Origin of the sequence: Pseudomonas sp. UBA4617, assembly GCF_002386445.1 — a bacterium.
In the GTDB taxonomy this organism is placed as follows: Bacteria; Pseudomonadota; Gammaproteobacteria; order Pseudomonadales; family Pseudomonadaceae; genus Aquipseudomonas.
In genome coordinates this window covers 116,535-135,228 of the sequence record NZ_DGIR01000057.1, presented here as the reverse complement: position 1 = coordinate 135,228, position 18,694 = coordinate 116,535, and the positions used below count along the sequence as shown (strand labels likewise).

Annotated in this window: 19 protein-coding genes and 1 pseudogene; 15 read left to right on the top strand and 5 right to left on the bottom strand. The window is 65.2% G+C overall.

Annotated elements, in window-relative coordinates; translation table 11 throughout:
• Positions 1-284: 284 nt before the first annotated feature.
• Positions 285-482: a hypothetical protein gene (locus B4L76_RS24170; protein ID WP_296235551.1), complete on the top strand. Its 198-nt coding sequence runs from the start codon at positions 285-287 to the stop codon at positions 480-482.
• Here the strand turns inward: B4L76_RS24170 and B4L76_RS24165 are convergent.
• Positions 433-1,614 carry a multidrug effflux MFS transporter gene (locus B4L76_RS24165; RefSeq protein WP_296235550.1) on the bottom strand — a complete coding sequence of 394 codons (1,182 nt, stop codon included), beginning with the start codon at positions 1,612-1,614 and terminating at the stop codon, positions 433-435. The two genes, B4L76_RS24170 and B4L76_RS24165, sit on opposite strands and share 50 nt — an antisense overlap.
• A gap of 158 nt (positions 1,615-1,772) precedes the next feature.
• Positions 1,773-1,970, bottom strand: coding sequence for a heavy-metal-associated domain-containing protein (locus B4L76_RS24160; protein ID WP_296235549.1), 198 nt, complete (start codon positions 1,968-1,970; stop codon positions 1,773-1,775).
• 143 nt (positions 1,971-2,113) lie between these two features.
• On the opposite strand from B4L76_RS24160, the gene B4L76_RS24155 reads away from it, so the two are divergent.
• The 5 genes and pseudogenes from B4L76_RS24155 (at position 2,114) to B4L76_RS24470 (ending at position 7,465) form a co-directional block, all read left to right on the top strand.
• The gene (locus B4L76_RS24155) at positions 2,114-2,500 is read left to right on the top strand and encodes a hypothetical protein (RefSeq protein ID WP_296235548.1); all 387 of its coding nucleotides are present in this window, start codon (positions 2,114-2,116) and stop codon (positions 2,498-2,500) included.
• Between the two features lie 53 nt (positions 2,501-2,553).
• A complete protein-coding gene (locus B4L76_RS24150) occupies positions 2,554-4,953 on the top strand; it encodes a heavy metal translocating P-type ATPase (protein ID WP_296235547.1) in 2,400 nt (799 codons plus the stop codon).
• Complete coding sequence (gene cueR, locus B4L76_RS24145; RefSeq protein WP_296235546.1) at positions 4,950-5,360, top strand: Cu(I)-responsive transcriptional regulator; 411 nt, start codon at positions 4,950-4,952, stop codon at positions 5,358-5,360. Before B4L76_RS24150 ends, cueR begins: the two co-directional genes overlap by 4 nt.
• Positions 5,361-5,521: 161 nt before the next feature.
• A pseudogene (locus tag B4L76_RS24475) lies at positions 5,522-6,607 on the top strand (HAMP domain-containing protein); the annotation flags it as partial.
• 90 nt (positions 6,608-6,697) lie between these two features.
• A complete protein-coding gene (locus B4L76_RS24470; RefSeq protein ID WP_372241560.1) occupies positions 6,698-7,465 on the top strand; it encodes a methyl-accepting chemotaxis protein in 768 nt (255 codons plus the stop codon).
• Positions 7,466-7,529: 64 nt separating this feature from the next.
• Here B4L76_RS24470 and B4L76_RS24135 read toward each other — a convergent pair whose 3' ends face one another.
• Positions 7,530-8,309, bottom strand: a complete 780-nt coding sequence (locus tag B4L76_RS24135) for an AraC family transcriptional regulator (protein WP_296235544.1) — start codon at positions 8,307-8,309, stop codon at positions 7,530-7,532.
• Positions 8,310-8,352: 43 nt separating this feature from the next.
• On the bottom strand, positions 8,353-9,630 hold the full coding sequence (locus tag B4L76_RS24130; protein ID WP_296235543.1) for an acetyl-CoA C-acetyltransferase: 1,278 nt from the start codon (positions 9,628-9,630) through the stop codon (positions 8,353-8,355).
• A gap of 117 nt (positions 9,631-9,747) precedes the next feature.
• On the opposite strand from B4L76_RS24130, the gene B4L76_RS24125 reads away from it, so the two are divergent.
• The 8 genes from B4L76_RS24125 (at position 9,748) to B4L76_RS24090 (ending at position 15,798) form a co-directional block, all read left to right on the top strand.
• The gene (locus B4L76_RS24125; protein WP_296235542.1) at positions 9,748-11,100 is read left to right on the top strand and encodes a 3-oxoacyl-ACP reductase; all 1,353 of its coding nucleotides are present in this window, start codon (positions 9,748-9,750) and stop codon (positions 11,098-11,100) included.
• Between the two features lie 2 nt (positions 11,101-11,102).
• Positions 11,103-11,954 carry a MaoC family dehydratase gene (locus B4L76_RS24120; RefSeq protein ID WP_296235541.1) on the top strand — a complete coding sequence of 284 codons (852 nt, stop codon included), beginning with the start codon at positions 11,103-11,105 and terminating at the stop codon, positions 11,952-11,954.
• Positions 11,955-12,034: 80 nt separating this feature from the next.
• Entirely contained in the window at positions 12,035-12,340 is a 306-nt protein-coding gene (locus tag B4L76_RS24115) for a MazG-like family protein (RefSeq protein WP_296235540.1), read from the top strand.
• Complete coding sequence (locus B4L76_RS24110; RefSeq protein WP_296235539.1) at positions 12,337-13,086, top strand: methyltransferase domain-containing protein; 750 nt, start codon at positions 12,337-12,339, stop codon at positions 13,084-13,086. The genes B4L76_RS24115 and B4L76_RS24110 overlap by 4 nt, the downstream gene beginning before the upstream one ends.
• Before the next feature lie 20 nt (positions 13,087-13,106).
• Complete coding sequence (locus B4L76_RS24105) at positions 13,107-13,742, top strand: DUF4136 domain-containing protein (RefSeq protein WP_296235538.1); 636 nt, start codon at positions 13,107-13,109, stop codon at positions 13,740-13,742.
• A 19-nt stretch (positions 13,743-13,761) separates the two neighbouring features.
• Entirely contained in the window at positions 13,762-14,331 is a 570-nt protein-coding gene (locus B4L76_RS24100) for a DUF4136 domain-containing protein (protein WP_296235537.1), read from the top strand.
• A gap of 104 nt (positions 14,332-14,435) precedes the next feature.
• Entirely contained in the window at positions 14,436-14,906 is a 471-nt protein-coding gene (locus B4L76_RS24095; protein ID WP_296235536.1) for an A24 family peptidase, read from the top strand.
• A gap of 118 nt (positions 14,907-15,024) precedes the next feature.
• Positions 15,025-15,798, top strand: a complete 774-nt coding sequence (locus tag B4L76_RS24090; RefSeq protein ID WP_296235535.1) for a response regulator transcription factor — start codon at positions 15,025-15,027, stop codon at positions 15,796-15,798.
• Positions 15,799-15,806: 8 nt separating this feature from the next.
• On the opposite strand, the gene pbpC is transcribed toward B4L76_RS24090, so the two are convergent.
• Positions 15,807-18,161 (bottom strand): peptidoglycan glycosyltransferase PbpC, encoded by a 2,355-nt coding sequence (gene pbpC, locus B4L76_RS24085; RefSeq protein WP_296235534.1) that lies wholly within the window; start codon positions 18,159-18,161, stop codon positions 15,807-15,809.
• A gap of 77 nt (positions 18,162-18,238) precedes the next feature.
• On the opposite strand from pbpC, the gene B4L76_RS24080 reads away from it, so the two are divergent.
• Positions 18,239-18,532, top strand: coding sequence for a hypothetical protein (locus tag B4L76_RS24080; RefSeq protein ID WP_186678853.1), 294 nt, complete (start codon positions 18,239-18,241; stop codon positions 18,530-18,532).
• The last annotated feature ends 162 nt before the right edge of the window (positions 18,533-18,694 follow it).

Below are 18,694 nucleotides of genomic sequence, written 5' to 3'. Positions count from 1 at the left end.
CCCAAGCCGCGCGCTGAAACAGCCGGCTCGCACACCCTGCTGGTCAGGGAGTTCCCACGGTAGAAACACCAGACACAACTTCGGATGTGCCCGACAGTTGCCTTCCACAAATAACGCAACCCAAAGCGAAGGTTCCACGGGCTCATGGGCGTTGCGCCCCAAGGTGAAAAAGGACTGGCGAACCAGCCTGCCCAACCGTCAGTCAGGACGCTGTTGCAGGTCATGGCAGGCGGAAGGGGCAGCGCTACACTACAGCGGCTGTTTCCCTGTGGAGGTATGCCGCGATGAAAATTGTCGTCAGTCCGTCGAGTCGAAACCCGGCCTGCCCGTGGCAGGTCCAACTCGATCAGCACGTGGTCAGTTTCCGCAGCGAGGCCGAAGCGCGTGCCTTCGTCGCCACCCTGGAAACCCGCCTCCAGGCACCTCACCCGCTCATGCGGGAACCGTGGCCTGCAAGCGCCGGGTCAACAGCGCGACACTGACGACCAGTGCGCCGCACAAGCCGATTACCAACGCCATCGGTACCGCACTGCCGTCATGCAGCAAGCCGACCAGCGCCGCCGCGCCGGCAGCGACACTGAACTGCAGACAGCCCATCAGCGCCGAGGCACTGCCGGCCCGCGCGCCCTGCCCGCTCATGGCGCAGGCCGACGCGTTGGGGATGATGCAGCCGAGGCTGGCGATGCAGATGAACAATGGCACCAGCAGCGGCCACAACTGCGCCGGGTGCAGCGCCGCCACGCCCAGCAGCACCAGGCCAGCCGCCAGGTACAGCCAGACCGCCCGCGCCAGCAGGAATGCCGGCCCACGTTTGGCCAGCAAACGGGCATTCACCTGCGCCACGAGGATGAAACCGGCAGCGTTGGTGCCGAACAACCAGCCATAATGCTCGGCCGGTACGCCGTAGAGCTTGATGAACACGAAAGGTGAACCGGCTATGTAGGCAAACATGCCGGCAATCGCTATCCCACCGGTCAGGGCATGGCCGAGGAACACCCGGTCAGCGAACAGGCGCAGGTATTGGCGCAGGGCGCCAGACAGTGGCTGGCGCGGCATATGCTCGGGCAAGCTTTCCGGCAGGCCCAGGCCGACTGCCAGCAGGCAACCGGCACTGAACAGGCTCAGGGCGAGGAAGATCGATTGCCAGCCGGCCATGTTGACCAGCACACCGCCCAGCATGGGCGCCAGGATCGGCGCCAGGCCCATGACCAGCATCAATTGCGAAAAGACCTTGGCCGAGGCCACCGGGTCGCACTTGTCACTGACGATGGCCCGCGACAGCACCATGCCGGCGCAACCGCCCAGTGCCTGGACAAAGCGCGCCAGCACCAGGGTGTCGAGGTTGGGAGCATAGGCACAGGCCAGCGACGCCAGGGTGAACAGGGTTACGCCGAACATCAGCGGTTTACGCCGACCAAAGCGGTCAGCCACCGGACCGTAGGCCAGTTGGCCGATGGACAAGCCGAGGAAATAGGCGGCCAAGGTGGTCTGGACGTGTTTTTCATCGGTGGCGAACGCCTGCGCCATGGCCGGGAAGGCGGGCAGGTAGAAGTCGATCGCCAACGGCCCGAACGCACTGAGTGCACCCAGGATGAGCACCATTCGCAGGTTCATCAGGAATCCATAGCAGGCTAAGCAAGTAATTGATTCTACCTGCTATGCACCCCATCAGTACGAAAACATTTGCAACAATCTGGCCTGTTCAAAGCGGCCCGTGCAGGAGCGGTCCATCGCGACGAAAGGCACTCCCGCAACCTCCAGCATGGGCCCGATCACGCCACTTCGGCTTGATAGCCTTCTTCCCGAATGGCGCTGAGGATCTGCTCCTGCGCCAGCTCGCTCTGCACCCGTACCTGCCTGGCCACCAGGTCGACTTCCACCTCGGCCGCCGCATCCTGCTCCTGCACGGCCCGAGTCACGGCTTTCACACAGTGGCCACAGGTCATGCCTTGTACATTGAACACTTGCATGGGGGTTACCTCCTTCAGTTTTCGTCAGTCTCAAGCTTGCCACCGGGGCAAGGTCAAGTCCTGCCGACAACTGCCGGGGTGGAAATCCGCGCGCGCGTCGGCCAAGCTGCGCCTTTGATGATCAGGCAAGCAGGAGATTCTTCATGTTCAGGGCAGTATTGGGCGTCGTCGGGCTGTTGAGCACGCTGTCTGCGGTGCCACCGGCCAGCGCCGAGGGCAACGCGGACTACAGCGTACTGATCATTTCCCGCGAGCGCCTGGAAGTGGCCACCAGCTGCGAAATCGGCATCTATCTCAACGACCAGCTCTCCGGACGCGTATTCCAGGAGCAGTCCACCTCGTTCAACCTGCCAGCAGGCCCGGTGGACGTGCGCCTGCGCGTACTGCCTGGGCAAATGCCGGGCTGCGCGCCGGGTATCGAGGACCAACGCAGCACACGATTGAACCTGCAAGCGGGCCAGATCAACAAATACCGCATCGCCATGGGGCAACATGGACTGGAGTTGCAACGAGCCGGCCTGGGCTATTGACCTTACCCGCGTGGCAAGGTTGATGCTGGCGGCATGCCCAAGGAGGAGAGCCCATGCCCGCATCTACCATTTATGACCTGCCGATCACCGGCATGACCTGCGCCAGCTGTGTTGGTCGGGTCGAGCGCGCCCTGCGCAAGGTCACCGGCGCCGAGCAGGTCAGTGTCAACCTTGCCACCGAACAGGCGCGGGTCCAGGCCCCGGCCAACAGCCTGCCGGCCCTGGTCAATGCCGTACGCGACGCCGGCTACAGCGTGCCCACCCGCGCCCTCGAACTGCAGATTGGCGGCATGACCTGCGCCAGTTGCGTCGGGCGTGTGGAGCGTGCTCTCGCCAAGCTGCCAGGTGTGGAGCAGGTCAGTGTCAACCTGGCCAGCGAACGGGCACACCTCGCAGTGCTCCCGACCGTCGACGACAACCTGCTGATCGACGCGGTGCAGAAGGCCGGCTACAGCGCCAGCCTGCCGCACACGGCCAGGGACGACCAAGCTGTCGCCCGACGGCGCTTGCGCAATGAACGCCTGGCCGTTGCTGCGGCCCTGTTGCTGGCATTGCCGCTGGTGCTGCCCATGCTGCTGCAACCTTTTGGTGTGCACTGGATGCTACCTGCCTGGGTGCAGTTCGTGCTGGCCACGCCTGTGCAGTTCGTGCTCGGCGCCCGTTTCTACGTGGCGGCCTGGAAGGCCGTGCGTGCCGGCGCTGGCAACATGGACCTGCTGGTGGCGCTGGGTACCAGTGCCGGCTACGGCCTGAGCCTGTACCAATGGGCGCAGGCTCCGGCGGGCATGGCGCCGCACCTTTATTTCGAAGCCTCGGCCGTGGTGATTGCCCTGGTGCTGCTGGGCAAGTACCTGGAAAGCCGTGCCAAACGCCAGACCGCCAGCGCCATCCGCGCCCTCGAAGCCCTGCGCCCGGAACGTGCGGTGCGCGTAGTCGATGGCAGGGAAGAAGAGGTAGCCATCGCCCAGCTTCGCCTCGGCGACCTGGTGCTGGTCAAGCCTGGCGAGCGCTTCCCGGTCGACGGCAGGGTCGAGGACGGCAGCAGCCATGCCGATGAAGCATTGATCAGTGGCGAAAGCCTGCCAGTACCCAAGCAGCCTGGCGACAGCGTCACCGGCGGTGCTATCAATGGTGAAGGCCGGTTACTGGTACGCACCCAGGCGCTCGGCACCGAGACCGTGCTGGCACGCATCATCCGCCTGGTGGAAGACGCCCAGGCCGCCAAGGCCCCGATCCAGAAGCTGGTCGACCGGGTCAGCCAGGTGTTCGTCCCGGCCGTGCTGGTGCTGGCACTGATAACCCTGGTCGGCTGGTGGCTGGCCGGTGCGTCACTGGAAACAGCATTGATCAATGCTGTTGCCGTGCTGGTCATCGCCTGCCCCTGCGCCCTCGGCCTGGCCACCCCTGCCGCGATCATGGCCGGCACCGGGGTCGCCGCCCGCCACGGCATCCTGATCAAGGACGCTGAAGCCCTGGAGCGTGCTCATGCGGTCAGCCGCGTGGTGTTCGACAAGACCGGCACCCTCACCTCCGGCAGCCCTCGGGTAGTGCACAGCCAGGCGCAGGCAGGCAGCAGCGCCGACCTGCACCGCCTGGCTGGCGCCCTGCAGCGTGGCAGCGAACACCCGCTGGCCAAGGCGGTGCTGGCCGCCTGTGCCGAACAAGGGTTGGAGCTACCCAGCGTCAGCGACAGCCAGGCGCTGGCCGGACGTGGCATCGCCGGGCGCGTGGAAGGCCGCGAGCTGGCTCTTGGCAACCGCCGGCTGCTCGACGAAAGCGCCCTGCCAGCCGGTGACCTGGCCACCCGGGCCCAGGCCTGGGAAGCCGAAGGGCGCACCCTGTCGTGGTTGATCGAACGTGGCACCCAGCCCCGTGTGCTGGGCCTGTTCGCCTTTGGTGACAGCCTCAAGCCCGGCGCCGCGCAGGCGATCGAGAAGCTGCATGCACAAGCCATCAGTAGCCACCTGCTGACCGGCGACAACCGCGGTAGTGCCAAGGTGGTGGCCGACGCGCTGGGCATCGACGATGTGCATGCCGAAGTGCTGCCGGCCGACAAGGCGGCGACCGTGGCTGCCTTGAAGCGCGACGGCGTGGTCGCCATGGTCGGCGACGGCATCAACGATGCGCCGGCGCTGGCCGCCGCCGATATCGGCATTGCCATGGGCGGCGGCACCGACGTGGCCATGCAGGCCGCCGGCATTACCCTGATGCGTGGTGACCCGCGCCTGGTGCCAGCCGCACTGGAGATCAGCCGCAAGACCTACGCGAAGATCCGCCAGAACCTGTTCTGGGCGTTCATCTATAACCTCATCGGCATCCCGCTGGCCGCGCTGGGTTACCTCAACCCGGTACTGGCGGGCGCCGCCATGGCCCTGTCCAGCGTCAGCGTGGTGAGCAACGCTTTGTGGCTGAAGGCCTGGAAACCCACCCGTGATACCCAGGAGGCTTCATGAATATCGGCCAGGCCGCCCGGCGCAGCGGGCTCAGTACCAAGATGATCCGTTACTACGAGTCCATCGGCCTGCTCAAGCCCGCCACGCGCAGCGACAGCGGCTACCGCCTGTACCAGGCGGAAGACTTGCACAGCCTGGCATTCATCAAGCGCTCCCGCGACCTGGGTTTTTCTCTCGAGGAGGTCGGCAAGCTGCTGACCTTGTGGCAGGACCGCCAGCGCGCCAGCGCCGATGTGAAAGCGCTGGCCCTGCAACACATCGATGAGCTGAACCGGCGTATCGAGGAGCTGGTGAGCCTGCGTGACACCCTTGGCGAGCTGGTTTCGCACTGCCATGGCGACGACCGCCCGGATTGTCCGATCCTCAGAGACCTGGCAAATGGCGCTGCAGGCAGCTGTTGTCACTGAATACCGGCGCTTTGGTATGCCATATACGTCAGACACGACCGAATAGACACCAACCGCGACATAGCCCCATAAACACGGGTATTTTTCCTACATTAAACCCGGACGCTGCCGATGCAGTTATTACCTGCTTCGAGTAGCAACAATAAAAACCGGGGGCGTCGATGAGCATCAAACAGAAACTGACTTGGGCATTCGCGGTCATTGCCGGCTTGCCCATCGTCCTGGTGGCCACCTTGGTGGTCCTCAACCTGCGTGGCGAGGCACGCGACGGGTTCCTGGACGGCAGCAGCCGGGAGATCCGCCAGGTCAGCAACGCGATGAACATCTTCTTCCAGGGTATCAACCAGAACGTCGAGTACATGGCATCGCAGCCACTGGTCGCCGCCACTGGTAGCGAACTGAACAAGTACATGAGCGCGACCCCATCCTATGAACTGGGCGACCAGGCCAGCAAACTGTTGGAGTTCATGACCCGCCTGGCTACCTCGCACCCCGCCTATGCTTACCTGTCCTACGGGGTGAATGACGGTGGTTACGTCGGCTGGCCGGCCGGGCAGAAGTTCGTCAATTACGACCCACGCACCCGCCCCTGGTACCAGTTGGCCATGGCCAACCCTGGCAAGACCCTGCGCACCGAAGCCTACTACTGGGCACCTGACGACGCCGTGCTGGTCAGTACTGTGCGTACCGTGGCCAACCAGCTGGGCAACCCCGGCGGCGTGGTCAACGTCGACGTCTCGCTCAAAGGGCTTACCGAGATCGTGCAGCAGATCAAGCTGGGCGACAGCGGCTACGTGCTGCTGGTGGAAAACAACGGCAACGTGCTGGTCGACCCGCGTGACGCCAAGCACAATTTCAAGCAGCTGGCGAGTTTTGGCGACGGCTACGCCGAGCTGGCCAAGCATGGCAAGGGGTTGGCCGAAGTGGAGCTTGGTGGCGTGCGCTACATGGCCAACATCTACCCGGATGAACAGCTGGGCTGGACCTTGATCGGCCTGATCGAGCAAAGCGAAGTGATGCAGACCACCACCCGCCTGACCTGGCTGATCGGCATCGTCGCGCTGGTACTGGCGGCGCTGTTCGCCGTGGTAGGGGCGACTTTCGCCAAGCTGATCGTGCGGCCGATCAACAGTGTCACCAGCGGCCTGGAAGACATTGCCCAAGGTGAAGGTGACCTGACCCGCAACCTGGAAATTCGCGGCCGCGACGAAACCGCACAACTGGCCAGCTGGTTCAACCAGTTCCTCGGCGCCATTCGCAGCCTCATCCAGCACATCGGGGCCGCAGCCGGCAAGATTCTCAGCACATCGACCAGTTCGACCCGTGTGTCCAGCGACATGGCCGAAGCAGCGGGCCGCCAACGCGAAGCCGTGGACATGGTCTCTACCGCTTTCCACGAAATGGTCGCCACTGCCAACGAAGTGGCGCGCTCCTGCAGCCAGGCGGCACAATCGGCCGACAGCGGCCAGCAGCAGGCCCGTGAAGGCCAGCAGCAGATCGACGCAGCGGTGCACAGCGTCGACCGCCTGAGCCAGGAGATCGAGCAGTCGGCGCAGTCGATCCAGCAACTGGAGCGCGACAGCAATGCCATCCAGTCAATCCTGGGTACCATCCGCTCAATTGCCGAACAGACCAACCTGCTGGCCCTCAACGCCGCCATCGAGGCGGCCCGCGCCGGTGAGCAGGGCCGCGGCTTTGCCGTGGTCGCCGACGAAGTGCGGGCGCTGGCCAAGCGCACCGCCGATTCCACCGCCGAGATCGACGGCCTGCTTGGCAACCTGGCCAGCCGCACCGCCGAAGTGGCCGCGCAAATGCACGCCAGCCTGGAAGTGTCGCAACAATCGGTAAGCCGCATCGGCATGGCCCGTGACAGCTTCGGGCAGATTCGCGAATCGGTGGACGTGATCCGTGACATGAACACCCAGATTGCCACGGCGGCCGAGGAGCAGCATCAGGTCGCCGAGGACATCAACCGGCACATCAGCCAGATTCACGGGGATGCGCAGCTGGTCGCCGAACTGGCCCAGGCGGCGCGGGTGGATTCGGAGAGCCTGGCCGGGTTGTCCAACGAACTGGATGCGCTGGTGCGCAGGTTCCGCACCTGATGCCTTGCCGGCACTGGCTGCTTAGCGGAATCACCCGCGAGCAGTCAGTACCGGCGACCGACAATCAGAGTTTCAACTCACCCGGTGTCGCACCGAACAACTGCTTGAACGCCGCAATGTAGGCTGAAGTGGAATCATAGCCACAGCCCAACGCCGCCTCGGTCACATTCTCCCCCGCCTCCAGCAACGCCAGCGATGACAACAGCCGCATGCGCTGGCGCCAGTTACGAAAACTCAAACCCGTTTCCCGTTGGAACAGCCGCATCAGGGTCTTTTCCGAACAGCCCAGGCGGCGCGCCCATTGCTGCAATGTCTGCGGCTGCTCCGGGGCAGCGATCAAGCCGTTGCACAATGCCAGCAACCCCGGATGGCGCGGTAACGGCAGTGAGAAGCCCACCTCGGGTAGCGTGCGCAACTGGTCGAGCAGCACCGCCACCAACCGCGCTTCGGCGCTGTCGCCTTCCGGGTAATCTGCCGGGAACAGACAGAACTGCTTGATCAGTTCGCGCGCCAACGGTGTCACCTCCAGCACCCGGCATCGCTCCGGTGCCCACGCGCAGGCGTCACGGCGCACATACAGGCTGCGCATTTCGGCCTGCATCGAGGTGACCACTTCATGTTCGGCATCGGCAGGTATCCACACCCCCCACTGAGGCGGGGCGAAGTAGCTGCCTTCTTGGGTATAGACGCCTAGAACACCGCTGATGGCGTAGGAAAATTGCACCCAGTCGTGCTGGTGACGAGTGGTCCAGGAGCCAGCGCCAAGGCTTTCGGCGCGGGCATACAAAGGCCTGGGCAGGCGAGCCAGCGCCGGGATGGCACGGGGTTGTCCGATGGTCGGCATGGCGGCTTCTTGTAGTTCCGAGCAGACAAGCCTAACAGCTCGTTCACCGCTCGACGATGACCGTCACCCCCTGCCCGCCCGCGGCACAGATCGAAATCAGCCCTCGTCCTTGACCCGCCTGCGCCAGCAGCTTCGCCAGGTTGGCCAGAATCCGCCCACCGGTCGCCGCGAACGGATGCCCGGCCGCCAACGAACTGCCCTTGACGTTGAGCTTGCTGCGCTCGATTGCCCCGAGCGGTGCATCCAGCCCCAACCGCTGACGGCAATAATCGGCATCCTCCCAGGCCTTCAGCGTACACAGCACCTGGGCTGCAAAGGCTTCGTGGATTTCGTAATAGTCAAAATCCTGCAAGCTCAACCCGTTACGCGCCAGCAGGCGCGGTACCGCATACACCGGCGCCATCAGCAGCCCCTCGCGGCCAGTGACGAAATCCACCGCAGCCGTTTCGCCATCGACCAGATACGCCAGCACCGACAGCCCTTGCTGCGCCGCCCACTCCTCAGTGCCCAACAGCACCAGCGAAGCACCGTCGGTGAGCGCTGTGGAGTTACCGGCCGTCAGCGTGCCCTGGCCGCTGCGGTCGAAGGCCGGCTTGAGCCTGGCCAGTTGTTCAAGGCTCAGGTCGGGGCGCAGGTTGTTGTCGCGGGTCAACGCCAGGAACGGGGTCAGCAGGTCATCCTGCCAGCCTTCGGCGTATGCAGCGGCCAGCCGCTGGTGGCTGAGCAACGCCAGCTGGTCCTGCTCGGCACGGCCGATGTGCCAGGACTGGGCCATGCGTTCGCAGTGCTCGCCCATCGACAAGCCGGTACGCGGCTCGCCATTGCGCGGCAACTCGGGTTTCAGATGGTGGGGGCGCAGCTTGAGCAGCGGCTTGAGCCGTTCACCCAGGCTTTTGCCACGGTTGGCCTGCAGCAGGATGTGGCGCAAGCCTTCGTTGACCGCAATCGGGGCATCGGAGGTAGTGTCCACGCCACCGGCAATGCCGCAGTCGATCTGCCCCAGGGCAATCTTGTTGGCCACCAGCAGCGCCGCCTCCAGCCCGGTGCCACAGGCTTGCTGAATGTCATAGGCCGGCGTATGCGGTGACAGGCGCGAACCCAGCACGCATTCACGGGTCAGGTTCATGTCGCGCGAGTGCTTGAGTACCGTACCAGCGACCACTTCGCCCATGCGCAGCCCATGCAGGCGGTAGCGCTCGATCAACCCCTCGAGCGTGGCTGTCAGCATTGCCTGGTTGCTGGCCGTGGCGTAGGCACCATTTGAGCGGGCGAAGGGAATTCGGTTGCCGCCCAGGATCGCGACCCGGCGAGGTGAACGCATGCGCTGATTCCTCCTGAAACAATTTGATCCGTACAGCCTAGGTGTTTTTACCGCATTCGAACGACCTTGGCACAAACTTGGTCCACACTTTCAAGCTTGCCTTCCGGGAGACCACTCATGAGCGATCGCTACCTCGGCTTTGCCAATTCCAACCTTGGCCGCCGTCTTGTGGATGCCCTTGGCCTGCCGCACCCGGCTCCGCTGGAGCGTTGGCAGGCCGGCCGCCTGCGCCCGGTCGAGGGTGCCCTGGTGTTGGGTGGCGGGCCCCTGGCGAGCCAGGTCGAAACGCTTGCGCCGCGCCTGACCGACACGCTTTACAGCTTCAACACCGACGCCCTCCAGGCCGAGCCCTGGGTGGCCGGCCTGGGGCCGAAAATCAAGGCGGTGGTGTTCGACGCCACGCATTTGTCCGACAGCGATGCATTGAAGCAGTTGCGCGAGTTTTTCCAGCCACTGCTGCGCAGCCTGGCGCCTTGCGCCCACGTGGTGTTGCTGGGGCGCGCGCCGGAAAGTCTCGATGACCCGCTGGCCAGCATTGCACAACGGGCCCTGGAAGGCTTCAGCCGCTCGCTGGCCAAAGAACTGCGCAATGGCGCGACCGCCCAGCTGCTGTATGTCGCCCCCGGCGCAGACCACCAGCTGGAAGGCGCACTGCGTTTTTTCCTCGCGCCGAAAAGCGCCTTCATTTCCGGCCAGGTGCTGCGCCTGGAAGCCTGCGCCAGCCAGGTCGAGGACTGGACCCGGCCGCTGGCGGGCCGCCGTGCGCTGGTGACCGGCGCCGCACGCGGCATCGGCGCTGCGATTGCCGAAACCCTGGCACGGGACGGCGCCGACGTGCTGTTGCTGGATGTACCGCAGGCCAGCCAGGACCTCGACGCCCTGGCCGCGCGCCTGGGGGGCAAGGCGCTGGCGCTGGATATCTGCGCGGGTGACGCGGCGAGCCGCTTGCTCGCAGCCCTGCCGGACGGCATCGACATCGTGGTGCACAATGCCGGCATCACTCGCGACAAGACCCTGGCCAACATGACCCCGGAGTACTGGGATGCGGTGCTGGCAGTGAACCTCAAGGCACCGCAGGTACTGACCCAGGCGCTGCATGAGCACGGCGCCCTGGGTGAGAACGCGCGCATCACCCTGCTGGCTTCGGTCAGCGGCATCGCCGGCAACCGCGGGCAGGCCAACTATGCCGCCAGCAAGGCCGGGTTGATCGGCCTGGCCCAGGCCTGGGCGCCGCGCCTTGCCGAGCGTGGCGGCAGCATCAATGCCGTGGCCCCCGGGTTCATCGAAACCCACATGACCGCCGTCATGCCCATGGGCCTGCGCGAGGCCGGGCGACGCTTGAGTTCGCTGGGCCAGGGCGGTCGCCCGCAGGACGTCGCCGAGGCCATCGCCTGGCTCAGCCAGCCCGGCTCCGGGGCGATCAACGGCCAGGTGCTGCGCGTTTGCGGCCAGGCTTTGATGGGAGCCTGAACATGAGCCGACACTGGCACGACCTGCACAGCCCGGCTTCGCGCGCCAGCCTGTACCTGCGCGCCGCCAGCAAGCGCAAGATCAGCGGTGACCGCCTGCCGGGCGATGGCCTGCGCAGCCTCATCCACGTCCAGCCGGACAACCTGGCGGCCTATCGGCGGCTGTGCCATTTCGCCGACGATGGCCGGCTGCCGGCGGCTTACCCTCACGTGATGGCGTTCACCTTGCAGTTGCAATTGATGACCGCCGACGATTTCCCCTTCCCGCTGCTGGGCCTGGTGCACCTGCATAATCGCATCGAAGTGCTGCGCCCGCTCGGCGCTGTCGAAGCGCTGCGCTTTGCGGTGTATACGGACAACCTGCAACCCCACGCCAAGGGCGCCACCTTCGACCTGGTCACCGAAGCCGAAGACGGCATCGGCCTGCTCTGGCGCGAGAGCAGCCGCATGCTGGTGCGTGGGCTCAAGCTCGAAAGCGAGGCGGATGTGCCGGTCGAGGACGAACCGGCTGGGTTGCCGGAGGCGACCCGCTGGTACGCTGACAGCGATATCGGCCGGCGTTATGCCAAGGTCTGCGGGGATTACAACCCGATCCACCTCAGTGCCGCCAGCGCGCGACTGTTCGGCTTTCCCACGGCCATTGCCCATGGCATGTGGAGCAAGGCCATGGCCATGGCAGCCTTGCGTGGTCATCTGCCGCACAGTGGCTATGCCTTCGAGGTGGGGTTCCGCAAGCCGGTGCGGTTGCCGTCCGAGGTGGTGCTCGGTGCCAGTGAGGCGGGGCCGCAGGGCACGCTGCGGCTGGACGGACATGGCAACGTGCTGCATATGGTCGGGCGCTGGGAACCCTTGTAGGAGCGGCCTCGTCTGCCTTGGTGGAAACGCTTGCTTTGCCTCGGGCCTGCGCTGAAGCTATGCAGCACTAGGAGACCCCGATGAACCTGCAAGAACTCACCCAACGGCTGCACCACATCCGCGACAACAACGACTGGCGCGGCTTCCACAGCCCGAAGAACCTGGCCATGGCCGCCAGTGTCGAAATGGCCGAGCTGGTGGAAATCTTCCAGTGGCTGAGCGAAGACCAGTCGCGCCAGCTACCCGCCGACAAGCTGGCCCATGCCGGCCAGGAAATCGGTGACGTGGTGCTCTACCTGTTGCTGCTGTGCAGCGAGCTTGGCCTGGACATGGACCAGGTGGTGCGGGCCAAGCTGGCCGACAGCGAGAGGCGCTTCGCCCGATGAACGACCGTCACTTCGATGAACTGGCCACCCGTTTTGCCGAGAAGATCTATGGCGGCGCCAAAGGCGCCATCCGCCTGGCCGTGCTCCAGGCCGATCTGGCCGAGGCCTTGCCCGACCGCCCCCTGCGTATCCTCGACATTGGCGCCGGGCTGGGCCACATGGCCTTGTGGCTGGCACAGCGCGGCCACCAGCTGACCCTGGCCGAACCCGCAGCGCCGATGCTCGATGGCGCCCGGGCACGCTTTGCCGAAGCAGGCCAGGCGGCCACCTTCATCCAGGCCCCTTGGCAAGACCTGCTCGGCCAGCTCACCGAACCCTACGACCTGGTATTGTGCCATGCCGTGCTCGAATGGCTGGCCGAGCCGGAAAGCATACTGCCCGTGTTGCACCAGCTCACGGCTCCTTCCGGGTGGCTGTCGCTGGCTTTCTACAACCGAGACGCGCTGGTCTATCGGAACCTGCTCAAAGGCCACTTCCGCAAGTTGCGCAGCAACCGGCTGGAAGGTGAAAAACAGAGCCTTACGCCTCAAAAACCACTTGATCCGCGCCAGCTCAGGGCGCAACTTGATCCTGAGTGGCAGGTGGAAAGCGAAAGCGGCGTGCGGGTGTTCCACGACTACATGCCCAGGGAATTCCAGGGCAAGGCCGAGTTGCTCGACCTGCTGGAAATGGAACTGGCCTATCGTCGCCATCCCGGTTTCGCCGGGCTTGGCCGTTACCTGCACTGGGTTTGCCGCCCCCGCTGACTAACCCGTCGGAGGACCACATGCCGTACCGTCTGTTGTGCCTGGCACTGCTGCCGCTTGCCTTGGCTGGCTGCCAGGGCAGCAACCCGTACGTGGCCAGCAGCCGCCCGTTACCCCCTGCCCCGGCCCAGGCGGCCACTACCTTCGATGCCAGTGCCTACCCGGCGCCTGCGCGTGATTATGGGCACTACCGCAGTTGGAGCTGGCGCAACGGCCAGTTGCCCAGCGGCTCGGCGGATACCGACCCGGCGCAACTGGCCGATGCCGTCAGCGGCGCGCTGGACCAGCATGGCCTGCGCCCCGCCCGGGGCGGCCCTGGCGACTTGCTGGTGAGTGCTGACATACGCCTGGAAAAACGCTTGCGCCAGGTGCGGGACTACGATGCCTACGACCCCTATTACGGCCCGTACCCCTACGGCGGTGTCGGCTACGGCGGTTACCGCAATGGTTATGGCGCCTATGCCAGCGTGCCCATCGTACGGACCTACGAAGTGCAGGTGATGGTGGTACGCATCGACCTGTACGACGCCCGCAACGGCCAGCCGGTATGGAGTGCCAGCGCCGAAAGCGGCAGCGACAAGGACTCGCCGCGTGAACGCGAAAGCGCCTTGCGCAACTCAGTGTACAAGGCGCTCAGCGGCTATCCTCCCAGTTAATGCCTAACGGAGAACCATCATGTTGCGCCGTCTCGTTCTACTGTCATTCGCGTTGCTGCTGGCGGCCTGTTCCAGCAATAACGTCCAGCAGGATTTCGACGCCAGCCGCGATTTTGCCGCCTACCGCAGCTGGGCATGGCAGGAACCGGGCCTGCAGTATCGCCCCGACGACCCACGAATCAAGAGCGACCTGACCGAGCAGCGTATTCGCCAGGCGGTCGCCGACCAGCTGGACCAGCGCGGCCTGCGCCCGGTTCAAGGTGGCACGCGTCCCGACCTGGCCGTGCGCGCCTACCTGATCGTCGAACAGCGCCAGCAACAGATCACCACCAACTACGGCGGTGGCTGGGGCGGCTACTGGGGTGGCTACTGGGGCGGGCCCATGTACAACGAAACCCGCAGCGTCGACTACAAGGTCGCCACCATCCAGATCGACCTGTTCGACGGGCGTGACGGCAAGCTGGTTTGGCGCGGCAGTGCCGAGCAGATCATGAACAACTACCCGCCAAGCCCGGAGGAACGCAACAGCGCCATCCGGAGCACCGTGGCCAAGGTGCTGGGCAACTATCCACCCGGCAGCAGGAAGTGATGCATGGCCGGAACGGGCAAGCCGGCTACTGCAGGTCTATCTTCACTTAAGGAAACCTGACTGACCGGGTAGCTGTGTTCAACATTGGGAAAGGCGACCTGCCAATGCAAAGCATTGTTCTCCTGCTGTGGCTTGCCTTGTGCTCCGAACAGGATGTGCGTCAACGCCAGATCTCCAACCTGCTGACCCTGGGCGCGGCAACCAGCGCCCTGGTGTGGCTGTTCGCCACTGGCCGCAGCTGGATCGGCGCCGAGCCCAGCGATGCCGGCTGGGCCCTGGCCATCGTCATGTTGCTGACCCTGCCCGGCTACATGCTCGGCCGTTTCGGCGCCGATGACGTCAAGCTGATGGGTGCCCTGGCCTTGGCCACCAGCCCGCACTATGTGCTCGGCACCTTCATCGGTGCCGGCGTCAGCGTGCTGGTGTGGTTGCTCACCCGTCGGCGCCTGTGGACCCTGCTCAACCCCAAGGTGAAAAAGCGCCTGCAGGCCCTGACCGAGGAAATGGGCGACAAGCAGGCGTTCGTCCCCTATGTGCTCAGCGGTTTTCTTCTGACTGCTGTATGGATCCAATGAGCAATCTCTTGGTCCGATACCTGTACAGAAGTTGTACAAAATCGCTCCCCACGTCTATTTTTACCTTGCCGCAGCGTCTGGCCCGGGAGCAGGACCGTATAAGAACAGGGAGTCGATTGTGTCCAGAGCATTCAGCGAAGTGAAAATATTGGTGGTCGATGACCAACCCGTGATCGTCGAGCAACTGTGTGAGTTTCTCGAAACCCAGGGTTATCACTGCCTGCCAGCCCATTGCGCTGATGATGCCATAGAACACTATCAGGCCGACGAGGCCATCGGCCTGGTCATCTGTGACCTGCACATGCCTGGGCGAGACGGTGTCGACCTCGTCCGTGCCTTGAAGGCACTGGGCGGGCAACGTATTTTCGAAGCCATCATGCTCACCGGCCGCGCAGAAAAGCAGGACGTCATCCGTGCGCTGCGTGAAGGCTTTGCCGACTACTACCAGAAGCCCATGGATTTCGAAGAATTGCTGGAAGGGGTGCGCCGGCAGGAAGAGATCGTGCTGGAGCGCCAACGCAGCTTCCGCGACCTGGGCGGGTTGAACCAACGCCTGCAGGAGCTGGCCGAATCGGTGGACGAGTTGTACCGGGACCTGGAGAAGGCCCGAGGCCAGGGCGTGCACCGGCGTGCCAACGATGTCGAAGAAAACGAAAGCGAGCTGCCAGCGGCATTCGAGAAGCTGTCACCGCGCCAGCTGGAAGTGGCGCGGCTGGTGAGCACGGGCAAGACCAATTACCAGATCGCCTGCGAACTGGGCATTACCGAAAATACCGTGAAACTGTATGTGTCGCAGGTGCTGCGCCTGACCCACATGCACAACCGCACGCAGTTGGCGCTGGCGCTGACGCCCAGTTCATCACCGATCCACCAGCGCTTCACCGCTCATTGAGTCCAGCACTACTCGCTGACCTGGAACGCCACCCGCGCCGTCTCGCCGCTTTCATCCAGCGCGCTGATTTCGGCCTGACCGACCTGCTGGAAGCGGACCAGCAAGCTGTCCTGGCCCAGGGTCTCGCCCAATGGCTGGCCGTTGAGGAACCACCAGCGCCGGCCGCCGCCACCCAGCGCCGACACATGCAGCTGCAACGGCTCGCTGCTGGTCGCCGGACGACGCAGGTTGTCGCCTGGACGCACCCCCACGATCGACAGCGGCGGCGCACTGGCCGGCACCTGCGGCGGGCAGGCCGGGTCGATGGCAGGCAGGCGCGCCGCACGCCGCTCGACACGAGGCAGCCAAGGTTCCAGCGGGGCCGGCCACAAAGCGATGTCGCGGGCCTGGGCGCCCGGGCAACTACCGTCCACGCGTAGCCCTTGGTCATTGACCCAGACGTTTTCACGCAGGCCCAGGCCGAGCGGCTGGTCGGCCGCCTGCAGGGTGGGCGGTGTAGTGCCGTCCAGCGTCCAGGCGAAGCGCTGACGTCGGCAATTGGGGTCATGTCTGTTCAATGGCTGACCCAGCGGCCAACAGATCGCCGCCACGCCGACATTCGCCGGTACCCGCTCGACCGGTACACTGATGCCACGCTGGCTGTCGCGGTTGCTCAGCAAGTCGTGCACCTGCAGCATCAGCGGCGCCGCCGAGGCCAGGCCGAACTGCCCGGGCACTGGCGTGCCGTCGGGTCGGCCAATCCACACACCGATCAGGTAGCGTGGGCCCACGCCGATCGACCAGGCATCGCGGAAGCCGTAACTGGTGCCGGTCTTCCAGGCCAGTTGCGGGCGTTGCACCAGCTCGGCATGCGGGTCGCGGTCGGGACGCGCCTGCCCGCTGAGGATGCGCCGGATGATCCAGGCCGCCCCGGGTGACAGCAGGCGCCGTTCCAGCAACGGGTCCTGCGGTTGCAGGCGCACCCGCGCACTGTTGCCACCCCGTGCCAACGCGGCATAGCCACCCACCAGGTCTTCCAGGCGGCTGCCCGCACCGCCGAGGATCAACGACAGGTTGGGCTCGGCCAAGGGCGGCAAGGTCAGCGGCATACCCGCCATGCGCAACTGCGCGGCGAAGCGTTTCGGGCCGTAGGCCTCGAGCAACTGCACGGCCGGCAGATTGAGCGAAAGCGCCAATGCCGAACTGGCCGAGACCGGCCCGCTGAAGCCCATGGAGAAGTTGCCGGGGCGGTAGTCGCCATAGCGCCGCGGCACATCCTGCAGCAGCGACCCGGAATGGATCAGGCCGTCATCCAGCGCCATGCCGTAGAGAAATGGCTTGAGCGTGGAGCCTGGCGAACGCAGCGAGCGCACCATGTCGACATGCCCGAACCGGCGCTCGTCGGCGAGGTCTATCGACCCCAGGTAGGCGCGCACCGCCATGGTCTGCGCCTCGACCACCAGGATGGCGGCGGAGGTCCGCTCCGGCAGCCGGGCGCGCCAGCCCAGCAGCAGGTCTTCAAGGCGCCGCTGCAACGCGGCGTCGAGCGTGGTGCGGATCAGCGGCGGGCTGTCGGCGCTGTTCAGGCGCCGCGCCAGCAGCGGCGCCAGGGCCGGCTCCTGGCGTGGCGCCAGTACCAACGGCTCCTCGGTTGCCTCGCTGATTTGCCGTTCCGGCCATACCTGGTATTCGGCCAGGCGTTGTAACACCTTGTCACGGGCACGCTGGGCACGTTCGGGGTGGCGGTCCGGGCGCAGGCGGCTGGGTGCCTGCGGCAGCACGGCCAGCAACGCCGCTTCTGCCGGGGTCAGGTGCATGGGCGACTTGCCCAGGTAGGCCCAGCTCGCAGCGGCAACGCCCTGCAGGGTGCCACCGAAGGGCGCGCGATCGAGGTAGATCTGCAGGATCTCGCGTTTCGACAGATGCCACTCCAGCTGCGCGGTACGCCACAACTGGCGCAGCTTGCCAGCCAGGGTGCGGTCATGCGGGTCGAGCAGGCGCGCCACCTGCATCGACAGCGTGCTGCCGCCCGACACCACCCGCCCGCCGCGCAGGTTGAGCCAGGCAGCGCGGGCCAGGGCCAGCGGGTTGACCCCAGGGTGGCGGTAGAACCAGCGGTCCTCGTAGGTCAGCAGCGCCTGCAGGTACAACGGCGAAACCTCTTCGGGGCTGACCGGGTAACGCCACACGCCATCGGCGTCGGCAAAGCGCCACAACGGCGTGCCATCCTCGGCCAGCACCACCCGCGCCAGGTCATCGCCAGGCATGGGCAGCGGCCACAGGCGGTCGGCCAGCCACAACAGACCGAGCACCATCAGCATGCCTGGCACGGCAACGCGCAACAACCTGCGCGCACGGCCACGCGGCCGCGTTAAGCTTGGCATCGGGAACCGACCTGGCCAGGTGATGGCCAAAGGCTTGGGGACGGTAACCTCGCCGATTCGTTCATCAGGAAGCAACTATGCATGTAGAAGGTTTTTTCGAGTGGCTGGGCCAGGCACTGGGCTCGTTGATACGCTTCATCGTCGACATATTCAGCGGCTTGTTCAATCTGCTGGCCAACGCCGGTGGCAATTTCATCGATGGCCTGGCCCGCACCTTGGGCATGGATACCTCGTTGCTCAGCATTCTCGCCCTGATCATCGGGCTGATGCTGCTGTACTCGGCCATCCGGGCGTTCATGCGTGCCTCGATCATCCTCGGGATCATCTGGCTGGTCTTGGGGTTGTGGGTGATGAGCTGGGTGATTCACTGATTGATGCACCGATCGTGTAGGAGCGGCCTTGTGTCGCGATCGGGCGCGCAACGGCCGCACAACCTGGCGACGCGGTCTATCTGCCGTTTCGCGTACGCAGGCAATGGGGCCGCGTTGCGGCCCTTTCGCGGCACAAGGCCGCTCCTACACCAGACCGCATCG

Excerpts from the sequence above, each read along its gene's own strand:
- B4L76_RS24170 (WP_296235551.1), top strand. The coding sequence starts at position 285 with ATGAAAATTGTCGTCAGTCCGTCGAGTCGAAACCCGGCCTGCCCGTGG.
- B4L76_RS24165 (WP_296235550.1), bottom strand. The coding sequence starts at position 1,614 with ATGAACCTGCGAATGGTGCTCATCCTGGGTGCACTCAGTGCGTTCGGG.
- B4L76_RS24160 (WP_296235549.1), bottom strand. The coding sequence starts at position 1,970 with ATGCAAGTGTTCAATGTACAAGGCATGACCTGTGGCCACTGTGTGAAA.
- B4L76_RS24155 (WP_296235548.1), top strand. The coding sequence starts at position 2,114 with ATGTTCAGGGCAGTATTGGGCGTCGTCGGGCTGTTGAGCACGCTGTCT.
- B4L76_RS24150 (WP_296235547.1), top strand. The coding sequence starts at position 2,554 with ATGCCCGCATCTACCATTTATGACCTGCCGATCACCGGCATGACCTGC.
- cueR (WP_296235546.1), top strand. The coding sequence starts at position 4,950 with ATGAATATCGGCCAGGCCGCCCGGCGCAGCGGGCTCAGTACCAAGATG.
- B4L76_RS24470 (WP_372241560.1), top strand. The coding sequence starts at position 6,698 with ATGGCCGAAGCAGCGGGCCGCCAACGCGAAGCCGTGGACATGGTCTCT.
- B4L76_RS24135 (WP_296235544.1), bottom strand. The coding sequence starts at position 8,309 with ATGCCGACCATCGGACAACCCCGTGCCATCCCGGCGCTGGCTCGCCTG.
- B4L76_RS24130 (WP_296235543.1), bottom strand. The coding sequence starts at position 9,630 with ATGCGTTCACCTCGCCGGGTCGCGATCCTGGGCGGCAACCGAATTCCC.
- B4L76_RS24125 (WP_296235542.1), top strand. The coding sequence starts at position 9,748 with ATGAGCGATCGCTACCTCGGCTTTGCCAATTCCAACCTTGGCCGCCGT.
- B4L76_RS24120 (WP_296235541.1), top strand. The coding sequence starts at position 11,103 with ATGAGCCGACACTGGCACGACCTGCACAGCCCGGCTTCGCGCGCCAGC.
- B4L76_RS24115 (WP_296235540.1), top strand. The coding sequence starts at position 12,035 with ATGAACCTGCAAGAACTCACCCAACGGCTGCACCACATCCGCGACAAC.
- B4L76_RS24110 (WP_296235539.1), top strand. The coding sequence starts at position 12,337 with ATGAACGACCGTCACTTCGATGAACTGGCCACCCGTTTTGCCGAGAAG.
- B4L76_RS24105 (WP_296235538.1), top strand. The coding sequence starts at position 13,107 with ATGCCGTACCGTCTGTTGTGCCTGGCACTGCTGCCGCTTGCCTTGGCT.
- B4L76_RS24100 (WP_296235537.1), top strand. The coding sequence starts at position 13,762 with ATGTTGCGCCGTCTCGTTCTACTGTCATTCGCGTTGCTGCTGGCGGCC.
- B4L76_RS24095 (WP_296235536.1), top strand. The coding sequence starts at position 14,436 with ATGCAAAGCATTGTTCTCCTGCTGTGGCTTGCCTTGTGCTCCGAACAG.
- pbpC (WP_296235534.1), bottom strand. The coding sequence starts at position 18,161 with ATGCCAAGCTTAACGCGGCCGCGTGGCCGTGCGCGCAGGTTGTTGCGC.
- B4L76_RS24080 (WP_186678853.1), top strand. The coding sequence starts at position 18,239 with ATGCATGTAGAAGGTTTTTTCGAGTGGCTGGGCCAGGCACTGGGCTCG.